Source organism: Rhodoplanes sp. (genome assembly GCF_013377085.1).
Taxonomy (GTDB): Bacteria; Pseudomonadota; Alphaproteobacteria; order Rhizobiales; family Xanthobacteraceae; genus Rhodoplanes.
This window is the reverse complement of sequence record NZ_JACAAX010000070.1, coordinates 1-19,036: the sequence shown is the minus strand read 5'-3', so window position 1 is coordinate 19,036 and position 19,036 is coordinate 1. Positions and strand designations below refer to the sequence as shown.

The following is a 19,036-nucleotide window of genomic DNA, read 5'->3' as shown; positions in this document are numbered from 1 at the left end:
GCCGCGGGCGCGCCCGCAAAGCCGGCCGCCGGCAGCCCGCCCCCGGCCCCGGCGGCCACCGGGCGCCCCGGTGCGGCAGCGCCCGACCTCGCCTATGGGGCCTATCAGCGCGGCTATTTCCTCACCGCCTTCCACGAGGCGACAAAGCGGGTCGAGGCGAGCCACGACGTCCGCGCCATGACGCTGCTGGGCGAACTCTACGCGAACGGGTTCGGCGTCAACCAGGACGACCAGAAGGCGGCCGAGTGGTACGGGATCGCTGCCGGCCGCGGCGACCGCGACGCCATGTTCGCGCTCGCCATGTTCCGGCTCGGCGGCCGCGCCGGGACGAAGGACATGGGCGAGGCGGCCCGCCTGCTCGCCGCCGCCGCCAAGCTCGGCCATCCCGCCGCGGCCTACGATCTCGGCCTGTTCTATGTCGAGGGCCAGCTCTTCCCGCAGGACTACGACCGCGCCGCCGAGCTGTTTCGCACCGCCGCGGCGGGCGGCAGCGCCGAGGCCCAGTACGCGCTCGCGGTGCTCCACAAGGAGGGCCGCGGCGTGCCGCAGGACCTCGCCGAATCGACCCGCCAGATGGAGCGCGCCGCCACGGCCGGCATCGTCGACGCCCAGGTGGAGTACGCCATCGCGCTGTTCAACGGCACCGGCACGGCCAAGGACGAGGCCCGCGCCGCGGTGTGGTTCCGCAAGGCGACGCTGCGCGGCAGCGCCATCGCCCAGAACCGGCTCGCCCGCATGCTCTCCGCCGGCCGCGGCCTGCCGGCCGATCCGGTGGAGGCGATCAAATGGCACCTGGTCGCCAAGGCGGGCGGCGCCGGCGACCCCTACATGGAAGAGTTCGCCCAGAAGCAGAGCCCCGAGATCCGCCAGGCCGCCGAAAAGGCCGCCCAGGGCTGGCTGGAGATGATCCGCTCCTCGCGCTCGTGAGGGGGCATTACCCCCCGCGCTGGATCACCGGCCCGGCAGCGTGTAAGACCGCGGCCGTGACCGGCTCACCGGTCATTCCGGGGCGCGGGCGGCAGCCCGCGAACCCGGAATCCAGCGACACCTGTCGTGCCGGTGGCTGGATTCCGGGTTCGCCGCTGTGCGGCGCCCCGGAATGACCGCGGGGCTGCCTCTCGGCTTCGAGCCTCCCTGCCCGCTCCTCTGACCTACTGATCGAAAAACATGCTCCGCTCCGCACTGCTCAACGTCATGGTGGCCGCCGCCCGCAAGGCCGGACGCACGCTCAAGCGCGATTTCGGCGAGGTGGAGCACCTGCAGGTGTCTCTCAAGGGGCCGGCCAACTTCGTCACGGCGGCCGACCGCAAGGCCGAGGAGACGCTCAAGGCGGAGCTGGCCAAGGCGCGGCCGGGCTACGGCTTTCTGGGTGAGGAAGGCGGCCTGCAGGCGGGCGACGACCCCTCCCACACCTGGATCGTCGACCCGCTCGACGGCACCACCAATTTCCTCCACGGCATCCCGCAATTCGCCATCTCGATCGCGCTGGAGCGCGAGGGCACGATCGTGGCGGGCGTGATCTACAACCCGGCCAACGAGGAGCTGTTCATCGCCGAGCGCGGCAAGGGCGCCTTCCTCAACGACCAGCGCATCCGGGTGGCCGGGCGCCAGCGCCTCGCCGACGCGGTGATCTGCTGCGGACTGCCGCATTACGGCCGCGGCGATCTCGCGGTGTTCCGCAAGGAGTTCGCCCTGGTGCAGGAGAAGGTGGCGGGGCTGCGCCGGTTCGGCGCCGCGGCGCTCGACCTCGGCTGGGTGGCGGCCGGCCGCTTCGACGCCTTCTGGGAGCGCGACCTGTCGCCCTGGGACATGGCGGCCGGAATCCTGATGATTCGCGAGGCCGGCGGCTATGTCACCGACTGCGACGGCCGCGACGCCATGCTGACCTCGAAGAGCATCGTCTGCGGCAACGAGACCATGCACCGGGAGATCATCGGCCTCCTGAAGACCGCCGGGAAGACCTGAGCGGCGGCTCTGCGCCGCGTCGGGCGAAGAATCCCGGCGGACGGCCCGGTGCGATCATGATGCGGCGCGTTAAAATCCCGGCGCGCCTGTGCCATATTGGGATCGAACCGAGTCCGGCAGAATCACCATGGCCAAGCCCGCGCGCGACCTCGACCCGTTCAAGGTGTCATCGCCCCGCATCTACCTGTTCCGGATGCTGGTCTTTCTCGTGCTGGGCGCCCTCGTGGTGGTCGTCCTGCACCGCCAGATCTGGGCCGCCTTCCTGGCCAATCCGGGCCTCAACGGCCTGATCGTCGGAGTGCTGCTGATCGGCATCATCCTGGCCTTCCGCCAGGTGGTGCGGCTGTTTCCCGAGGTCGCCTGGGTCAACGGCTTCCGGCTCGCCGATCCGGGCCTGGCGGTCGAGCGCCCACCGACCATGCTGGCCCCGATGGCGGCGATTCTGGGCGAGCGCACGGGTGGCAGCATGGCGCTGTCCGCCCAGACCATGCGCTCGATCCTCGATTCGATCGCCATGCGGCTCGACGAGGCGCGCGACACCGCCCGCTACATGACGGGCCTGCTGGTCTTTCTCGGCCTGCTCGGCACCTTCTGGGGCCTGATCGAGACGGTCGGCTCGGTCGGCAAGGTGATCGAGGGCCTGAAGATCGGCGGCGACGCCTCCGCCATGCTGGACGCCCTCAAGGAGGGCCTCGCCGCGCCCTTGGGCGGCATGGGCATCTCGTTCTCATCGTCGCTGTTCGGGCTGGCCGGCTCGCTGGTGCTCGGCTTCCTCGACCTGCAGGCCGGCCAGGCGCAGAACCGCTTCTACACCGAGCTGGAGGATTGGCTCGCCACCACGGTGCGCGAGCTCGGCGCCGCCGCGCCGGCCGCCGGCGCCGGCGCCCCGGCCCAGGCCGCCATGGGCAACGAGATGCGGGCCGCGATGGACCGGCTGCAGGACGCCATCGCCGAGGCCAGCGCCGGCAAGGCCGCGACCCACGCGATGGCGAATCTCGCCGAGGGTATCCAGGGCCTGGTGCAGCACATGCGCCAGGAGCAGCAGATCATCCGCGACTGGGTCGAGGCCCAGGCCGACCAGCAGGCCGAGGTGCAGAAGCTGCTGCAGGTGCTGGCCCGCCAGTACGAGAAGACCTGAGCTCATGGCGCTGTCCCGCTTCCGACGAGACCGCGGGGTCGACTACTGGCCCGGCTTCGTCGATGCGCTCTCGACCCTGCTGCTCGGCATCATCTTCCTGCTCACCGTGTTCGTGGTGGTGCAGTTCTTCCTGTCCCAGGAGATGGCCGGCAAGGACACGGCGCTGCAGCGCCTGACCGCGCAGATCTCCCAGCTCACCGAACTCCTGTCGCTGGAGAAGACCGGCAAGGCCAGTCTCGAGGACGACATCGCCCGGCTGACCGCGAGCCTCGCGGGCGCCGAGAGCGAGCGCGACCGGCTGCGCGCCGGCGCCCCCGGGCCGGGCGCATCGGACCAGCTCGGCACCGCGCAGGGCCGCATCTCGGAGCTCTCCGGCGCGCTCGACAGCGAGAAGCGGGCGACCGCGCGGGCGATCGCCCAGGTCGAGCTCTTGAACCAGCAGATCGCCGCGCTGCGCCGCCAGCTCGGCGCGCTCGAAGCGGCGCTCGACGCCTCCGACAAGAAGGACAAGGACGCCCAGTCCCGCATCGCCGATCTGGGCCAGCGCCTGAACGTGGCGCTGGCGCAGCGCGTGCAGGAGCTGTCGCGCTACCGCTCCGACTTCTTCGGCCGCCTGCGCGCCATCCTGGGCAACCGGCCGGACGTGCGCGTCGTCGGCGACCGCTTCGTCTTCCAGGCGGAGGTGTTCTTCGACACCGGCCAGGCGGCGCTGCGGCCGGAGGGACGCAGCGAGCTCGACAAGCTCGCCGGCGCGCTCGTCGATCTCGAGAAGCAGATCCCGGCCGAGATCCCGTGGGTGCTGCGGGTCGACGGCCACACCGACATCCGGCCGATCGCCAGCCCGCAATTCCCGAGCAACTGGGCGCTGTCGGCGGCGCGCGCCATCTCGGTGGTGCAGTACCTGGTCGGCAAGGGCATCCCGCCGCAGCGCCTTGTTGCAGCCGGGTTCGGCGAGTACCAGCCGCTCGACCCCGACCGTACCGAGGAGGCGTTCCAGCGCAACCGCCGCCTCGAGCTGAAGCTGACCGAGCGATGACGACGACCGATTCCGATTCCGATTCCGACCTCGTGGTGCCCCTCTCCATCCCGATCGTGCGGTCCTACGAGCGCGACGACGAGGACGCCGTCATCGAGCTGTGGCGGCGGACCTGGCAGGCCACCTATCCGGCCCACGACTTTGCGGCGCGCGTCGCCTGGTGGCGCGAGCGCTGGCGCACCGAGCTGGTGCCGATGGCCTCGGTCGTGGTGGCCGAGCTGAACGCCGTGATCCTGGGCTTCGTCACCATCGACGACAGCGGCTATCTCGACCAGATCGTGGTGGCGCCCGAGGCGTGGGGCACGCCGGTGGCGACGCAGTTGCTCGACGAGGCCAAGCGCGCGGCGCCGACCGGCATCGCCCTGCACGTCAACAAGGACAATGCGCGGGCGATCCGCTTCTACGAGCGGCAGGGCTTTTCCATCGGCGGCGAGGACGTCAATCCGCGCTCGCAATCGCCCGTCTTCATGATGTGCTGGCGACCGTGAGCCGCGGTTGCTGCTTCAGTCGTCCCGGGGCGGCGCGCAGCGCCGAGCCCGGGACCCATAGCCCCTGTCCGTCGTGAGCCACCGGCGCAGGGTGTATGGATTCCGGGCTCGCGGACCTGCGGTCCGCACCCCGGAATGACAGCGAGCTGATCAGCAGCGATTCAAGTCACACCACCGGGACCGGCTCGGGCGCCGTCTCGAACTGCAGGCGGGCGAGCCGGGCATAGAGGCCGCCCTTCGCCACCAGCGTGTCGTGCGTGCCCTCCTCGACGATGCGGCCCTGGTCGACCACCAAAATCCGATCGCAGGACAGGACCGTGGCCAGCCGGTGGGCGATCACCAGCGTGGTACGGCCCTGCATCAGGCGGGCGAGCGCGGTCTTCACCAAAATCTCGTTCTCGGCGTCGAGCGCCGAGGTCGCCTCGTCGAGCAGCAGCAGCGGCGCCTCGCGCAGGATGGCGCGGGCGATGGCGAGGCGCTGGCGCTCGCCGCCGGACAAGAGCACGCCGCGCTCGCCGACCTGCGTCTCCATGCCGTGCGGCAGCCGGGCGACGAACTCGGAGGCGGCGGCGAGCTCGGCGGCGCGGGCGACGTCGGCATCGGTCGCGCCGGGGCGGCCGAAGCGGATGTTCTCGGCGACGCTCGCGGCGAACACGGCGGCGTCCTGCGGCACCAGCGCGATGCGCGAGCGCACGGCGTGCGGATCGGCATCGACCAGCCGCACGCCGTCGAACGTCACGGCGCCGGCGTCGGGGTCGTAGAAGCGCAGCAGCAGGTGGAACACCGTGCTCTTGCCGGCGCCCGAGGGGCCGACGATCGCCACCTTCTCGCCGGGCTGTATCCGGAACGAGACGTCGTCGAGCGCCGCGGTCTCGCGGCGGGTCGGATAGGCGAAGCGGACGCCCTCGAACGCCACCTCGCCGCGCGGCTTCGCCGGCAGCGCCACCGGATTTGCCGGCGCCTTGATGGCGGGCTCGATCGCCAACAGCTCGGTGAGCCGCTCGGCGGCGCCGGCCGCCTGCGAGATCTCGCCCCACACCTGCGACAGCTCGCCGAGCGCGCCGGCCGCGAACACCGCATAGAGCACGAATTGGCTGAGCCGGCCGGCCGTGATGCGCTGCTCGAACACGTCCTGGGCGCCGATCCAGAGGATGAGCACGACGCTGGAGAACACCAGGAAGATGGCGACGCCGGTCAGCAAGGCGCGCGCCTGGGTCGAGGCGATCGCGGCCCGGCAGGCGCGGTCGACGGCGGCGCCGAAGCGATTGGTCGCCATCACCTCGTTGGTGAAGGCCTGCAGGGTGCGGATCGCGCCGATCAGCTCGGCCGCATAGCCGGAGGCCTCGCCCAGCGTGTCCTGCGCCTCGCGCGAGCGGCGCCGCACGATGCGGCCGAAGCCGACCAGCGGCAGCACGATCACCGGAATGGCGGAGAGCACGACCATCGACAGCCGCGGGCTCGTCACCACCATCATGGTGGTCGAGCCGAAGAACAGCATCAGGTTGCGCAGCGTGATCGACACCGAGGCGCCGACCGCGGACTTGAGCTGGGTGGTGTCGGCGGTGAGCCGCGAGATCAGCTCGCCGCTCTTGGAGCTGTCGAAGAACGCCGCCGACAGCGAGGTGAGATGGGCGAAGACGCGCGCGCGCAGATCGGTGACGATCAGCTCGCCGAGCGTGGTGACGAGGTAGTAGCGCATCGCGCTCGCCCCGGCGAGCACGGCGGCCAGCACGATCAGCACGGCGAAGTACTGGTGGATCAGGCCGGCATAGTCCTCGGTGAAGCCGAAATCGATCATGCGGCGGACCGCGACCGGCAGCACCAGGGTGGCGAGCGACGCCACCACCAGCGAGATCAGAGCGGCGACGGCGCGGCCCTTGTAGCGCAGCACATAGGGCACCACCGCGAGCAGCGGCCTGATGTTGCGCCGGTTGTCCGCCGGCGCCTGGCCGGATTGGGCCGCGCTGGAGGCGAGCCCGCGTCCGCCGCTGTCAAGATTCATGGGTGATCCCGCTCGACGTCACACTGTGTCTTGCATTGCACGGTGCCGCGGGCCGCGCCGGGAGGCGCCGGCGCCCGCGGGCGCCGGACAATGACTCGCGCCGGAAGCCATGACAATCGGCGGAACGTGACCGAGGCCTGGAATATAGGCGTACGGGCTCGCCACCATGCCGCACGCCGGAGCGTGGTCGGCGCCCGATCCGGACCGGGCGACGGGACCGGGCCGGCCAGCCCCGCGGGCCGCGGGCTTGTCTCGGCCGGACCGCTGCGCTATAGACCCGCAACCTTCGAACAACCCGACGACCGCAGGATCGTGCGATGAAGCCCGACATTCATCCCCAGTACCATACCGTCAAGGTCGTGATGACCGACGGCACCGAGTTCAACACCCGAACCACCTGGGGACAGGCTGGCGACACGATTCGGCTCGACATCGACCCGAAGTCGCATCCGGCGTGGACGGGTGGCTCGCAGCAGCTCCTCGACCGCGGCGGTCGCGTGTCGCGCTTCCAGAAGAAGTTCTCGGGCCTCGGCCTGAAGTAAGCCGGACCTGGCGCAGGCCGGTCCGTCCGGCCCCGCCCTCACGGCACTCACCCATCGCAGACAGGCTTCAGGCCGGGCTCGCCCGGCCTTTCGGCGTTTGCGCAGCCGTCAATCCGGGGCGCGGGCGCGTCACGCCGCGTCAGACAGCCAAAACGCCGTCATGCGCGGGCTCGAGCCCGCGCATCCCTCACGCTTCGAAAAAGCGATTTGTTCGCAGAAAGATGGATCGCCGGGTCAGGCCCGGCAACGACGCCGAGTGCGCCTCACTCGCCGTCGCGCTCGAAGGCGGCCTTCAGGAGGCCGATCTGGCGCTCGAGGGGATTGTTGGTGGGGACGTCCTCGAGCACCGGGGCGTGGATGGTGGCGTCGAGCCGGCGCACCTGGTCCTGCAGCTTGAGCGAGCGGTCGATCAGCTCGACGAGCTTCTCCGGCAGCAGCTTCAGCACGTCGGCATCGGCCGGATCCGTCATGCCGAGCTTGACCTTGGTCTTCTCGCGGTTGGCCTGGTCGAGGGACATCTCGCCCTCGTTGACGGCGCGGTGCAACAGCAGCCAGGAGGCGAGCTGCATCAGGCGCGTGGTCAGCCGCATGCTCTCCGTCGCGTAGGACAGCGCCGCGGCGCGTTCCAGACGCTTGGACTCCTGCCGGCCGGGCCCGTCCAGATAGGCGGCGGTCTCCTCGACCAGCTTCATGCCGTCGCTGAACAAGGCCACGAAGGCTTGGGAGGATGCGAGCCTCGCCCCAAAGGACACCGGGCTCGCCACGATCGGCGAATTGTCGGACATGAGCACCCCTGTTGGCGCGGACTATGGCGCGGGGGGGCCGCCAGAGTCCAGCCGGCGCGGTCCGTCTACGCGCCAAGTTTTCGCGACATAGTTTCCGCCGCGCGGCAGGGCCGTGAAGGTGAATCGGGCTCGGCACTTAGCCGGTTCCGCCCGGTATGGCTGCCCGGCGATAAAAAAGGGGCCGCCACGAAGGCGGCCCTAAAGTGTCAACAGGGAGGCGTCAAACAGAGTGGACAGGAGCCACTCGATGTCCACGAGGTGGACGAGTCCAGTAATAATCCGGAAAGCTTAACGGCCTCTTACCGCGGGCTCGCCCGGCGCAGATCCGCCCGGCAGTCGGTGCAGGGGGCGAATAGCGAATAGCGAATAGCGAGTGGGGGATCTCGCTGATTCTATTCGCTATTCGCTACTCGCCATTTGCTACTCGCTACTCGCTACTCGCTACTCGCCCGCTTCTCACCTCTTGAAAAACTGGTCGGCGGCCGAGCGCGACGCCTGCTTGCGGTCGCGCGCCTCCTCCAGCCGAACGATCTCCTCGCGCAGCAGGGCGATGCGCTCCTCCAGCTCGGCGACCGACAGGAGGGCGAGCTCCTGGCCGATGTCATGGGAGATTTTTCGCTTGGGTCGGTCGTCCTCGTCCGCGATCGCCATCTGGTCTCCTCTCCGGCTCCGATCTCCGGGTCCGCGCGGCCGAGGGCTGCATTACCCGGTTCCCACGCCGCGGGGAAATGCTCTAGTGTCGGCCCGCGCCGTTCCGCCGATCCTCGACGTCCGGCGCCGCGACCATGCGCCGAGGATCGCCTGCCTTGCAAGCGCCCGCCGGCCCGACAGGATCCCCCTTACCGGTGACGTTGTTCCCATGAGTGCACTGCCTGCCCGCATGACGGCCATTGCCATCCGCACGCCGGGTGGACCCGAGGTTTTGTGTCCGGAGGAGCGCCCGGTTCCGATGCCCGGCCCCGGCGAGATCCTGGTGCGGGTCGAGGCCGCCGGCGTGAACCGCCCGGACGTGATGCAGCGCAAGGGCCTCTATCCGCCGCCGCCCGGCGCCTCGGACATTCCGGGCCTGGAGATCGCCGGCCAGGTGGCGGCGATCGGGCCTGGCGTCACCCGCTGGGCCGAGGGCGACCGGGTGATGGCGCTGGTCTCGGGCGGCGGCTACGCCGAATACTGCGTCGCGCACGAGAGCCATGCGCTGCCGGTGCCCCCCAATATGGCGGCAACCGAGGCCGCGGCCGTGCCGGAGACCTTGTTCACGGTCTGGCACAATCTGTTCGAGCGCGGCGGCCTGAAGGCGGGCGAGACCGCGCTGGTGCACGGCGGCTCGTCGGGCATCGGCACCATGGCGATCCAGCTCGCCAAGGCGTTCGGCGCGCGGATCGTCGTCACGGCCGGCTCGGCCGGGAAATGCGAAGCCTGCCTGCGGCTCGGCGCCGACGTCGCGGTGAACTACCGGGAGCAGGATTTCGTCGCGGCCACCAAGGCCGCGACCGACGGCGCCGGCGCCGCCGTGATCCTCGACATGGTCGGCGGCGACTATATCGAGCGGAACTACGAGGCCGCGGCGGTCGAAGGCCGCATCGTCCAGATCGCCTTCCAGGGCTCGCCCAAGGCGACCGTGGACTTCCGCCGCATCATGCTCAAGCGCCTGCATCACACCGGCTCGACCCTGCGGTCGCGCTCGATCGCCGACAAGGCCGCGATCGTGCTCGCCGCCGAGCACGCCGTGTGGCCGCTGCTCGCCTCCGCCCGGGTGCGGCCGGTGATGGACCGGACATTCCCATTCGCCGAGGCGCCCGCCGCTCATGCCCGAATGGAATCGAGCGAGCATATCGGCAAGATCGTGCTGGCGGTGTAGGGTCGGAGTTTCGTTCTGTCGCCGCAACGCTCCGCCAGGGCTCGACCGGCCGGCGGGATCAGGTCTGGAGGATCGGGCTTGCTTCGGGGTCTCTGCGCCGCGCTGATCTCGGCTGCCGTCGCCGCGCTCGCCATGCTGGTCGCGGCGTCGCCGGCCGTGGCCGTGCAGGCCGTCAGCGTGCGCCCCGACGTGCCCGCCATCGACCTCACCGAGGCGGTCGAGCGCCAGCAGACCGACGGCGACCGCCTCCAGGTGTCGACCGCACCGGGCCCGGACGGCATCGTCCGCCGCATCGAGGTGCGGGCCCGCGAGGGCGGCAACAACTGGGCGATCCTGGCGCTCGCCAACACCAGCGACGAGCAGTTCGACCGGCTGATCGTGGTGCCGCACTACCAGATGGTCGGCTCCGGCCTGCTGTGGCCCGATCTCGGCCTGTCGCGGGTCGTCACCGTGACGCCGAGCGCCGGCGACCGGCCCGACCGCCAGGACAGCGCCACGGCGGACATCTTCCGCGTCACCCTCGATCCCGGTGCCGTCGTCACCTTCGTGCTCGAGCTGCGCACCAACCGGTTGCCGCAGATCTATCTGTGGGAGCCGGAGGCCTACAAGGACAAGGTCAACAGCTTCACGCTCTACCACGGCATGGTGATCGGCATCGCCGGCCTCTTGGCGCTGTTCCTCACCATCCTGTTCGTCGTCAAGGGCAGCGTGATGTTCCCGGCGGCGGCGGCGCTGGCCTGGGCCGTGCTGATCTATATCGGCGTCGACTTCGGCTTCTGGGGCAAGGTGTTCGACATGTCGGCCGGGGCCGAGCGGGTGTGGCGCGCCTGCGGCGAGGCGATCCTGGCCGCGACCCTGGTCGTGTTCCTGTTCGCCTATCTCAATCTCAGCCGCTGGCATGTGCGCTACGCCCACGTCACCATCGGCTGGCTCGCCGTGCTGGCCGCGCTGATCGCCGTGGCGCTGTGGGATCCCGCCATCGCCTCCGGGGTGGCGCGGCTGTCGCTCCTGCTGGTCGCGACCCTCGGGTTCGGACTGGTCGTCTATCTCTCGGTTCACGGCTTCGACCGCGCCGTGCTGCTGATCCCGACCTGGTTCCTGCTGGTCGTCTGGGTGCTCGCCGCCGGCATGACGGTCACGGCCATGGTGACCAACGACATCGTCGGCCCGGCGCTGCTCGGCGGCCTGGTGCTGATCGTCATGCTGATCGGCTTCACGGTGATGCAGCACGCCTTCGCGGGCGGCGTCACGCAGGGGATCGTCTCCGACGTCGAGCGCCGCGCGCTCGCCCTCACGGGCAGCGGCGACCTGATCTGGGACTGGGACGTCGGCGCCGACAAGGTGTTCACCAGCCCGGAGACCGAGCAGGTGCTCGGCCTCAAGCGCGGCACGCTGGACGGGCCGGCGGCCCACTGGCTCGAGGTGCTGCATCCGCTCGACCGCGACCGCTTCCGCGCCACGCTCGACAGCGCGCTGGAGCAGCGCCGCGGCCGCCTGGTGCAAGACTTCCGCATGCGCACATCGGACGGCCACTATCTGTGGTTCACCATGAAGGCCCGGCCCGTCGTCGGCTCGGACGGCGAGGTAGTGCGCCTCGTCGGCACCCTCACCGACGTCACCGAGTTCAAGACCGCCGAGGAGCGGTTGATGCACGACGCCGTGCACGACAACCTCACCGGCCTGCCCAACCGCCAGCTCTTCCTCGACCGGCTGCTGGGCGTGTTCGCCTTCGCCAAGGCCGACCCCGCCATCAAGCCGACCGTGATGGTGATCGACCTCGACCGTTTCAAGCAGGTCAACGACTCGGTCGGCATGGCGGCCGGCGACTCGATCCTGTTGACGCTCGCCCGCCGGCTCGGCCGCCTGCTCAAGCCGCAGGACACGCTGGCCCGCCTCGGCGGCGACCAGTTCGGCCTGATCCTCCTGTCCGAGAAGGAGTCGGGTCGCGTCATCGCCTTCGCCGAGACGATGCGCAAGACCATCAACGCACCGATCACCTTCAACGACCGCGAGATCATCCTCACCGGCTCGCTCGGCATCGCGCTCTATGACGGCCAGCCGCAGCGCCCCGACGAGGTGCTGAAGGACGCCGAGCTGGCGATGTATCACGGGAAAAGGATCGGCGGCGACCGCATCGAGATCTTCAAGCCGGCGATGCGGGCCCGCAAGACCGATCGGCTGACGCTCGAGTCCGAGCTGCGCCGCGCGCTGGAACGCGAGGAGATCACCATCCTGTACCAGCCGATCGTGCGGCTGGAGGATCGCTCGGTCGCCGGCTTCGAGGCGCTGGCGCGCTGGGACCACCCCAAGATGGGGCGACTGTCGCCGTCCGAGTTCATCTCGATCGCCGAGGAGATCGGCCTGATCGTCGATCTCGGCCTTTTCGCGCTGGAGCGCACCGCCCGCCAGCTCGCCATCTGGCAGCGCGCCGTGCCGACCAGGGTGCCGCTGTTCGCCAGCGTCAACGTGTCGTCGCGCCAGCTCCTGCGCCACGACCTGATCAACGACCTGCGCACCGTGATGGCGCGCTCGGGCCTGTCGCGCGGCAGCCTCAAGCTCGAGATGACCGAATCGCTGGTGATGGAGAACCCCGAGCTCGCCGCCAAGATCCTGCACCGCATCAAGGAGCTCGGCGCCGGGCTGGCACTCGACGACTTCGGCACCGGCCACTCCTCGCTGGCCTATCTGCAGCGCTTCCCGTTCGACACCATCAAGATCGACAAGTCGTTCGTGCGCACCACATCGAAGGGCACGCGGCCCGTGATCCTGCGCTCGATCATCGGGCTCGCCCACGATCTCGGCATGGAGGTGGTGGCGGAGGGCGCCGAGACCGACTCGGACGCCGTCGAGCTCTACCAGCTCGGCTGCGAATACGTGCAGGGCTTCGTGTTCGGCGAGGCGATGCCGGCCGAGGCCGCCCGCGAGCTTCTGGTCGGCGACCGCCTCGCGCTGGCGACGCGGTGACAATTCGAATCAATCCGGCAAAGCGCGTGCTCTCCCTCTCCCCGCGTGCGGGGAGAGGGTCGGGGGCAGCGGCGCTGCGGCTCCGGCCGCGACGCCCCCTCACCCGACGTCCGCACGCAAGCGTGCGAACGTCGACCTCTCCCCGCGCGCGGGGAGAGGTGAAAACGCGTCATCGTGGCGATCAGAGATCGAGAGCCGAGGGGGTGCGCCACGCTCACGCGTGGCCGGACTCGCTCGACAGCATGCCGAGATGGATGCCGATCTTCTTCAGGGCGCGTTCGTACTTGATGTCGGTGTCGGCGCCGAAGACGAGGTCCGGGTCGGCCGTGCAGTGCAGCCAGCCGTTCGACTGGATCTCGGTCTCGAGCTGGCCGGGCGCCCAGCCGGCATAGCCGAGCGCCAGCACGGCGCTGAGCGGGCCGTCGCCGCGGGCGATCGCCTTCAAAATGTCCAGCGTCGCCGTCAGACAGATGCCGTCGTCGATCGGCAGGGTGGAGTTCTCGATGAAGAAATCGGCCGAGTGAAGCACGAAGCCACGCCCGGTCTCGACCGGCCCGCCGCGCAGCACCTTCACGGTGCCGGCCCGCGGTGGCAGGATGATCAGGTCGGACGCCGGGATGACCTCGAGCTGCACCAGCAGGTCCGAGAAATTGATGTTCGGCGCCGGCTGGTTGACGATGATGCCCATCGCCCCTTCCGAGGAGTGGGCGCACACATAGATCAGGCTGCGGGCGAAACGCTCGTCGCGCATGCTCGGCATCGCGATCAGCATCTGTCCGTCGAGATAGCCCCGTTTGGGCTCGTGATCGGGCGAGGTCTTCCGTGCAGCTTTCATCTCGGCAAGATTACTCCGAGCGGCTCGGGTTGGGCAACGCACGTCGCGGCGAGGCCGCCCGCGGCCAAACCACCGCCCGGCGCCGTCCGATTCGCGATCCGGTTCGCCGGACACCGACCATAGAGCCGAACCGCGCGCCGCGCGACCGACGTTAGGCCCGAACCGAGACCGACGAATGAATGGACCGACATTGCGGCGCCATGCCTCCACGCTCCTGCTGGCGGCGACGGCCGCGGTTGCAACCGCGGCCGGAGCGTTCGCCGGCGGCGAGGCCGCCTCGGCCTGGACGGGCGACCGCCGCGCCATGGTGCGCCTCGTCGGCGGAACGCCCGTGGGCGGCGCCCCGCTCCTCGCCGCGGGGGTCGAGATTCGGCTGGCGGACGGCTGGAAGACCTATTGGCGGTATCCCGGTGATTCCGGCGTGCCGCCGCGATTCGACTTCACCGGCTCGGTGAACGTGCGGGCCGCGACCGTGGGCTGGCCGGCCCCGATGCGCTTCGAGGACGGCGGCGGCACGGCGATCGGCTATTCGGGCCGCGTGATGTTCCCGGTGCGGGTGGAGCGGGACGATCCGTCGCGACCGGCGACGCTGGCGCTCTCGCTCGACTACGCGATCTGCGAGAGGCTGTGCGTGCCGGCCACCGCCAGCACCAGCCTGACGCTGCCGGCCGGCAGCGGCGGGGAGGCAGCGGCCGGGAACGACGTCGCCGCCGCGCTCGCCCGCGTGCCGAGACGCGCCGCGCTCGGCGAGGCCGGGCCGTTGGCGATCCGGGCCGTCCGGGTCGAGGGCGCCTGGCCGAAGCCACGCATCGTGGTCACGGTGGCGGCGCCGCCCGGCACCGTGCCGGATCTGTTCGCCGAGGGACCGACCGAGGCCTGGGCCCTGCCGGTGCCGGAGCCGGCCGGTGCCGGGCCCGACGGCACTCGTCTGTTCGCCTTCGTGGTCGACGGGGCGCCACCCGACGTCGACCCGCGCGGTGCAACTGTGACGCTGACGGCGGTCGCCGGCGATGCCGCCATCGAGGTGCAGATCACGCTCGATCGGTGATCCGGTGCGGCGGAGGCCGCGTATTCGGTCGACCCGGCGAGCCCCCGCGGCCGAACCCGTCGCAATCCTGTTTCAATTCACGGTGTACGGGTCCGGGCGGCCGATCCCCTGCGACGAAAAAAGCTCTACAGTCCGGCCCGCCGGACTCTTCGGCCGCCGGCCCCGGCCGGCAGGACGACACCCTCAACCGAAAGCGAGAGACACCCATGCCCATTCAGGTCGGCGACCGCATCCCCGAGGCCAAGTTCCGCGTCATCACGGCGGCGGGGCCGGCCTGGACGACCACCGACGAGGTGTTCAAGGGCAAGACCGTGGTGCTGTTCGCGGTGCCGGGCGCCTTCACGCCGACCTGCTCCAACAATCACCTGCCCGGCTTCCTCGAGCATGCCGACGCCATCAAGGCGAAGGGCGTCGACACCATCGCGGTGACGTCCGTCAACGACGCCTTCGTGATGAATGCGTGGATGAAGGCGAGCGGCGCCGAGGGCAAGATCGAGTTCCTGGCCGATGGCAATGGCGACTTCGCCAAGGCGGTCGACATGACGCTCGACATCAGCGCCGGCGGCCTCGGCCTGCGCTCCAAGCGCTATGCCATGCTGGTCGAGGACGGCGTGGTGAAGAAGCTCACGGTCGAGCCGGAGGCCGGCAAGGCCGAGCTGACCAGCGCCGGCGCGCTTCTGGCGGGGATGTAGGCGCGATTACGTCCACGACTCGACTCGAAGAGATTGCCGCTCGCCGCAACCTGCTCTCTCCCCCCTTGTGGGGGAGAGGTGGAGAGGGGGGTGAGCCAAACGACATGCGGCCAGCGGCGTCCCCCCCCTCCCTGTCCCTCCCCCACAAGGGGGGAGAGAACGCAGGAGCCGTGAGCCTCTTCTATTCGCTCGCGCTGTCAGGAAGTCCGTCCCTCACTCCCGCTCGACCCGCTCGGCGGCGCGCATCTCGGCGATGGCCTCGCGGGCGAGCGCGTCGGCGCGCTCGTTGAGATCGTGGCCGGCATGGCCGCGCACCCAGTGCCAGTGCACGTGGTGGTGGACGATCGCCTCGTCGAGCCGCTGCCACAGATCGACGTTCTTCACCGGCTTCTTGTCGGCCGTCTTCCAGCCGTTGCGCTTCCAGCCCTTGATCCAGGTCATGATGCCCTGGCGCAGATACTGGCTGTCGGTGTGGATGTCGACGTCGCAGGGCCGCTTCAGCGTCTCCAGCGCGACGATGGCGGCCATCAGCTCCATGCGGTTGTTGGTGGTATGCGGCTCGGAGCCTTTCAGCTCGCGCACGCGGCCGTCCCATTCGAGGATGGCGCCCCATCCGCCCGGGCCCGGATTGCCCGAGCAGGCGCCGTCGGTGTGGATCACCACCCGCTTGCCGGCCGCGCCGGTGCCTTCGCTGCTGGTCACGTCGCCGCTCTCACGATGGTCCTGGTCCCACGCGGCGGCTCAGCACAGCGCGTCGATGCCGTAGTCGCGTCCACCCCGGATGGTCTGGTGGAAGCGCAGCTTGCGATAATACTCGATCGGATCCTTCGGCTTCACCAGCGCCCCCGCCGGCACCGCGAACCAGTCGACCAGCCGGGTCAGCAGGAAGCGCATCGCGGCGCCGCGGCACAGCACCGGAAAGGCCTTGCGCTCCGGCGCCGAAAGCGTCCGCACGGCCGCGTAGCCGTCGAGCAGCGCCCGCCCCTTGGTGACGTTGTAGGCGTGGTCCGGCTCGAAGCACCAGGCGTTGAGGCAGATCGCCACGTCGTAGGCGAGCGTGTCCGTGCAGGCGAAGTAGAAGTCGATCAGGCCCGACACGCGGGTGTCGAGGAAGAACACGTTGTCGGGGAACAGATCCGCATGGATGACGCCGTGCGGCAGCTCCGCCGGCCAGTCCGCCTCGAGGGCCGCGAGCGACGTCTCGATCGTCTCGGCGAGCCCGGGCGCCACCTCGCCGGCACGGTCGCGCGCCGTCTCGAACAGCGGCCGCCAGCCGTCGACCGAGAGCGCATTGCGCCGCTGCATGGAGAAGTCCAGGCCGGCGAGATGCAGCGCCGCGAGCGCGCCGCCGAGCGCGTGGCAATGGCCGACCGTCGGCCGCCGCACCCACATGCCGTCGAGGAACGTGACGATCGCGGCCGGCCGCCCGGCGAGCCGGCCGAGCGCCGTGCCGGCCCGCGTCTTCACCGGCTGTGGACAGGTGAGCCGGCGCGCCGCGAGATGCTCCATCAGGCCGATGAAGAACGGCAGGTCGCCGGCGGCGACCCGCTTCTCGTAGAGCGTCAGGATGAAATGACCGCCGGTCGTGTGCAGGAGGAAGTTCGAGTTCTCCACCCCCTCCGCGATCCCTTTGTAGGACAGGAGGTCGCCGAGATCGTAGTCACCGAGAAACGCCTGCAGCTCGTCGGCCGTGACGTCCGTGTAGACGGCCATCCCACCCCCAGAAGGCCCCGTGCGCGACCGCTACTCGGCGGCCGTGTCGGGGGCCTTGTCGAGCTCCCTGAGCTGCCGCGGCAGCGGAAAGAACATGCTCTCGGTGGCGCCCGACACCGTCTCCACCGTGACGGCGAAGCGCGCCGCGAAGGCGTCGATGATCTCCTCGACGATCACCTCGGGCGCCGAGGCGCCGGCCGTGAGGCCGAGCCGGCGGATGCCGCCGAGCTTCGACCAGTCGATCCCGTCGGCGCGATCGACGAGCTGCGCATGCGGGCAGCCATTGCGCTCGGCCACCTCCTGCAGGCGCTTGGAGTTCGACGAGTTCGGCGAGCCCACCACGATCAGCGCGTCGACCCGCGGCGCCACGCTCTTCACCGCCTCCTGGCGGTTGGTGGTGGCGTAGCAGATGTCTTCCTTGTGGGGCGCCGTGATCTGCGGGAAGCGCGCCTGCAGCGCCGCGATGATGGCCGTGCAGTCGTCGATCGACAGCGTCGTCTGCGTCACATAGGCGAGCTGACTGGGGTCGCGCGGCGTCAGCTTCGCCACGTCCTCGACGGTCTCGACCAGTGTGATGGCGCCAGGCGGAAGCTGGCCCATGGTGCCTTCCACCTCGGGGTGGCCGGCATGGCCGATCAGCAGGATCTCGCGGCCGCGCTTGTGATGGATCTCCGCCTCGCGGTGCACCTTGGAGACCAGCGGGCAGGTCGCGTCGAGCGCGAAGAAATTCCGCTTGGCGGCGCTCTCGGGCACCGACTTCGGCACGCCATGGGCCGAGAACACCACCGGCGCGCCGGTGTCGGGGATCTCGTCGAGCTCCTCGACGAAGATCGCGCCCTTGGCCTTGAGGCTCTCGACCACGTAGCGGTTGTGGACGATCTCATGGCGGACATAGACGGGCGGGCCGTACAGCGCGAGCGCACGCTCCACCGTGTCGACCGCCCGCACCACACCGGCGCAGAAGCCGCGCGGCGAGCACAGCAGCACCTCAAGTGGCGGTTTTTCAGCGGCACCGGCGGACGGCATGGCGGGTCCTTGGCTCGTCATGAGGTCTCCTCGTCGGGTCGGTTTGGCCTCCCCCCGGAGCCCTGTCAAGCAGGGGTCCAGGCGGGTTGCTTCTGCACGGGCGTCTCGACTATATAAGGGACGATTTCCGTCATTTCTCGAATGACAAGGGCTTCGCCTCCGGGGGGCGGGCGAGGCCGCAGAGGAGTATTGGCCATGTCCACCCAGCCGCTCATGCCGAAGGCCACCGCCGTCTGGTTGGTGGAGAACACGGCGCTGTCGTTCGATCAGATCGCCGATTTTTGCAAGCTGCACCCGCTCGAGGTGAAGGCGATCGCCGACGGCGACGCCGCCCAGGGCATCAAGGGCCTCGATCCGATCGTCACCGGCCAGCTCAGTCGCGAGGAGATCGCGCACGCGGAGAAGGACGCCAACCTGCGGTTGCGTCTGGCGGAGTCGAAGGTGCGGGTGCCGGAGGCCAAGCGCAAGCGGGGCCCCCGCTACACCCCGGTGTCGCGCCGGCAGGACCGACCGAACGCCATCCTCTGGCTGGTGCGCAACCACCCCGAGCTGAAGGACAGCCAGGTGATGCGCCTGGTCGGCACCACCAAGACGACCATCAAGGCGATCCGCGACCGCACCCATTGGAACTCGGCGAGCCTGACGCCGCTCGACCCGGTCACGCTCGGCCTGTGCTCGCAGATCGACCTCGACATGGAGGTCAGCCGCGCCGCCAAGGAAAAGCCGGTCGAGGTCGAAACGGGCGTCACCCTGCTGCCCGCCGAGGTCACCACCGGCCCAGGCGCCGAGGCGGCCGACGAGGAGAGCGGGGCGCCGGCCGAGGAGCTCAACGTCGAGGCGGTGTTCGCCAAGCTCAAGCAGATCGGCGGCAGCAAGCCGGACGAAGAGGACTGATACGGTTTCCGGGTGATCAGCTCGGATTTATGATGTCTGACCACCAATGG

At 70.0% G+C, this 19,036-nt stretch carries 18 protein-coding genes; 11 read left to right on the top strand and 7 right to left on the bottom strand.

Going from position 1 to position 19,036, the window contains the following annotated elements; genetic code table 11:
• The 5 genes from HXX10_RS28095 to HXX10_RS28075 all read left to right on the top strand — a co-directional run.
• On the top strand, window positions 1-927 hold a 927-nt coding region (locus HXX10_RS28095), incomplete at its 5' end, for a tetratricopeptide repeat protein (protein WP_296526679.1).
• 240 nt (window positions 928-1,167) lie between these two features.
• A complete protein-coding gene (locus HXX10_RS28090; protein ID WP_296526677.1) occupies window positions 1,168-1,965 on the top strand; it encodes an inositol monophosphatase family protein in 798 nt (265 codons plus the stop codon).
• Window positions 1,966-2,092: 127 nt separating this feature from the next.
• Window positions 2,093-3,103: a flagellar motor protein MotA gene (locus HXX10_RS28085; protein WP_296526676.1), complete on the top strand. Its 1,011-nt coding sequence runs from the start codon at window positions 2,093-2,095 to the stop codon at window positions 3,101-3,103.
• Between the two features lie 4 nt (window positions 3,104-3,107).
• The gene (locus HXX10_RS28080; RefSeq protein ID WP_296526674.1) at window positions 3,108-4,139 is read left to right on the top strand and encodes a peptidoglycan -binding protein; all 1,032 of its coding nucleotides are present in this window, start codon (window positions 3,108-3,110) and stop codon (window positions 4,137-4,139) included.
• On the top strand, window positions 4,136-4,627 hold the full coding sequence (locus HXX10_RS28075) for a GNAT family N-acetyltransferase (RefSeq protein ID WP_296526673.1): 492 nt from the start codon (window positions 4,136-4,138) through the stop codon (window positions 4,625-4,627). The genes HXX10_RS28080 and HXX10_RS28075 overlap by 4 nt, the downstream gene beginning before the upstream one ends.
• A gap of 166 nt (window positions 4,628-4,793) precedes the next feature.
• On the opposite strand, the gene HXX10_RS28070 is transcribed toward HXX10_RS28075, so the two are convergent.
• On the bottom strand, window positions 4,794-6,629 hold the full coding sequence (locus HXX10_RS28070) for an ABC transporter transmembrane domain-containing protein (RefSeq protein ID WP_296526672.1): 1,836 nt from the start codon (window positions 6,627-6,629) through the stop codon (window positions 4,794-4,796).
• Between the two features lie 317 nt (window positions 6,630-6,946).
• On the opposite strand from HXX10_RS28070, the gene rpmE reads away from it, so the two are divergent.
• The gene (gene rpmE, locus HXX10_RS28065) at window positions 6,947-7,171 is read left to right on the top strand and encodes a 50S ribosomal protein L31 (protein WP_296526671.1); all 225 of its coding nucleotides are present in this window, start codon (window positions 6,947-6,949) and stop codon (window positions 7,169-7,171) included.
• A 263-nt stretch (window positions 7,172-7,434) separates the two neighbouring features.
• Here the strand turns inward: rpmE and HXX10_RS28060 are convergent, their stop codons facing one another.
• A complete protein-coding gene (locus HXX10_RS28060; RefSeq protein ID WP_296526670.1) occupies window positions 7,435-7,956 on the bottom strand; it encodes a DUF1465 family protein in 522 nt (173 codons plus the stop codon).
• A 456-nt stretch (window positions 7,957-8,412) separates the two neighbouring features.
• Window positions 8,413-8,607, bottom strand: coding sequence for a DUF1192 domain-containing protein (locus tag HXX10_RS28055; protein ID WP_296526669.1), 195 nt, complete (start codon window positions 8,605-8,607; stop codon window positions 8,413-8,415).
• A gap of 208 nt (window positions 8,608-8,815) precedes the next feature.
• Between HXX10_RS28055 and HXX10_RS28050 the strand changes: the two genes are divergently transcribed.
• The gene (locus HXX10_RS28050) at window positions 8,816-9,814 is read left to right on the top strand and encodes an NAD(P)H-quinone oxidoreductase (RefSeq protein WP_296526667.1); all 999 of its coding nucleotides are present in this window, start codon (window positions 8,816-8,818) and stop codon (window positions 9,812-9,814) included.
• A gap of 132 nt (window positions 9,815-9,946) precedes the next feature.
• Window positions 9,947-12,778 carry an EAL domain-containing protein gene (locus HXX10_RS28045; RefSeq protein WP_296526681.1) on the top strand — a complete coding sequence of 944 codons (2,832 nt, stop codon included), beginning with the start codon at window positions 9,947-9,949 and terminating at the stop codon, window positions 12,776-12,778.
• 214 nt (window positions 12,779-12,992) lie between these two features.
• Here HXX10_RS28045 and HXX10_RS28040 read toward each other — a convergent pair whose 3' ends face one another.
• Window positions 12,993-13,613 carry a YqgE/AlgH family protein gene (locus tag HXX10_RS28040; protein WP_296526665.1) on the bottom strand — a complete coding sequence of 207 codons (621 nt, stop codon included), beginning with the start codon at window positions 13,611-13,613 and terminating at the stop codon, window positions 12,993-12,995.
• 175 nt (window positions 13,614-13,788) lie between these two features.
• On the opposite strand from HXX10_RS28040, the gene HXX10_RS28035 reads away from it, so the two are divergent.
• Window positions 13,789-14,661 carry a protein-disulfide reductase DsbD domain-containing protein gene (locus tag HXX10_RS28035; protein ID WP_296526663.1) on the top strand — a complete coding sequence of 291 codons (873 nt, stop codon included), beginning with the start codon at window positions 13,789-13,791 and terminating at the stop codon, window positions 14,659-14,661.
• A 206-nt stretch (window positions 14,662-14,867) separates the two neighbouring features.
• Window positions 14,868-15,353, top strand: a complete 486-nt coding sequence (locus tag HXX10_RS28030; RefSeq protein WP_296526661.1) for a peroxiredoxin — start codon at window positions 14,868-14,870, stop codon at window positions 15,351-15,353.
• A 213-nt stretch (window positions 15,354-15,566) separates the two neighbouring features.
• Here the strand turns inward: HXX10_RS28030 and rnhA are convergent, their stop codons facing one another.
• From rnhA to ispH, 3 genes are read right to left on the bottom strand one after another with little or no spacing between them, the layout of a single operon-like run.
• Window positions 15,567-16,055, bottom strand: a complete 489-nt coding sequence (gene rnhA, locus HXX10_RS28025; protein WP_296526659.1) for a ribonuclease HI — start codon at window positions 16,053-16,055, stop codon at window positions 15,567-15,569.
• Between the two features lie 39 nt (window positions 16,056-16,094).
• Complete coding sequence (locus HXX10_RS28020) at window positions 16,095-17,066, bottom strand: homoserine kinase (RefSeq protein ID WP_296526657.1); 972 nt, start codon at window positions 17,064-17,066, stop codon at window positions 16,095-16,097.
• A gap of 30 nt (window positions 17,067-17,096) precedes the next feature.
• Entirely contained in the window at window positions 17,097-18,113 is a 1,017-nt protein-coding gene (gene ispH, locus HXX10_RS28015) for a 4-hydroxy-3-methylbut-2-enyl diphosphate reductase (RefSeq protein WP_296526656.1), read from the bottom strand.
• A gap of 174 nt (window positions 18,114-18,287) precedes the next feature.
• On the opposite strand from ispH, the gene HXX10_RS28010 reads away from it, so the two are divergent.
• Window positions 18,288-18,986: a DUF1013 domain-containing protein gene (locus tag HXX10_RS28010; RefSeq protein ID WP_296526655.1), complete on the top strand. Its 699-nt coding sequence runs from the start codon at window positions 18,288-18,290 to the stop codon at window positions 18,984-18,986.
• Window positions 18,987-19,036: the final 50 nt, after the last annotated feature.

Coding starts and splice junctions, on each gene's coding strand:
- HXX10_RS28010 (WP_296526655.1), top strand. CDS start 18,288: ATGTCCACCCAGCCGCTCATGCCGAAGGCCACCGCCGTCTGGTTGGTG.
- HXX10_RS28045 (WP_296526681.1), top strand. CDS start 9,947: ATGCTGGTCGCGGCGTCGCCGGCCGTGGCCGTGCAGGCCGTCAGCGTG.
- HXX10_RS28035 (WP_296526663.1), top strand. CDS start 13,789: ATGAATGGACCGACATTGCGGCGCCATGCCTCCACGCTCCTGCTGGCG.
- HXX10_RS28030 (WP_296526661.1), top strand. CDS start 14,868: ATGCCCATTCAGGTCGGCGACCGCATCCCCGAGGCCAAGTTCCGCGTC.
- HXX10_RS28080 (WP_296526674.1), top strand. CDS start 3,108: ATGGCGCTGTCCCGCTTCCGACGAGACCGCGGGGTCGACTACTGGCCC.
- HXX10_RS28070 (WP_296526672.1), bottom strand. CDS start 6,629: ATGAATCTTGACAGCGGCGGACGCGGGCTCGCCTCCAGCGCGGCCCAA.
- HXX10_RS28020 (WP_296526657.1), bottom strand. CDS start 17,066: ATGGCCGTCTACACGGACGTCACGGCCGACGAGCTGCAGGCGTTTCTC.
- HXX10_RS28040 (WP_296526665.1), bottom strand. CDS start 13,613: ATGAAAGCTGCACGGAAGACCTCGCCCGATCACGAGCCCAAACGGGGC.
- HXX10_RS28085 (WP_296526676.1), top strand. CDS start 2,093: ATGGCCAAGCCCGCGCGCGACCTCGACCCGTTCAAGGTGTCATCGCCC.
- HXX10_RS28090 (WP_296526677.1), top strand. CDS start 1,168: ATGCTCCGCTCCGCACTGCTCAACGTCATGGTGGCCGCCGCCCGCAAG.
- ispH (WP_296526656.1), bottom strand. CDS start 18,113: ATGACGAGCCAAGGACCCGCCATGCCGTCCGCCGGTGCCGCTGAAAAA.
- HXX10_RS28075 (WP_296526673.1), top strand. CDS start 4,136: ATGACGACGACCGATTCCGATTCCGATTCCGACCTCGTGGTGCCCCTC.
- HXX10_RS28060 (WP_296526670.1), bottom strand. CDS start 7,956: ATGTCCGACAATTCGCCGATCGTGGCGAGCCCGGTGTCCTTTGGGGCG.
- rpmE (WP_296526671.1), top strand. CDS start 6,947: ATGAAGCCCGACATTCATCCCCAGTACCATACCGTCAAGGTCGTGATG.
- HXX10_RS28050 (WP_296526667.1), top strand. CDS start 8,816: ATGAGTGCACTGCCTGCCCGCATGACGGCCATTGCCATCCGCACGCCG.
- HXX10_RS28055 (WP_296526669.1), bottom strand. CDS start 8,607: ATGGCGATCGCGGACGAGGACGACCGACCCAAGCGAAAAATCTCCCAT.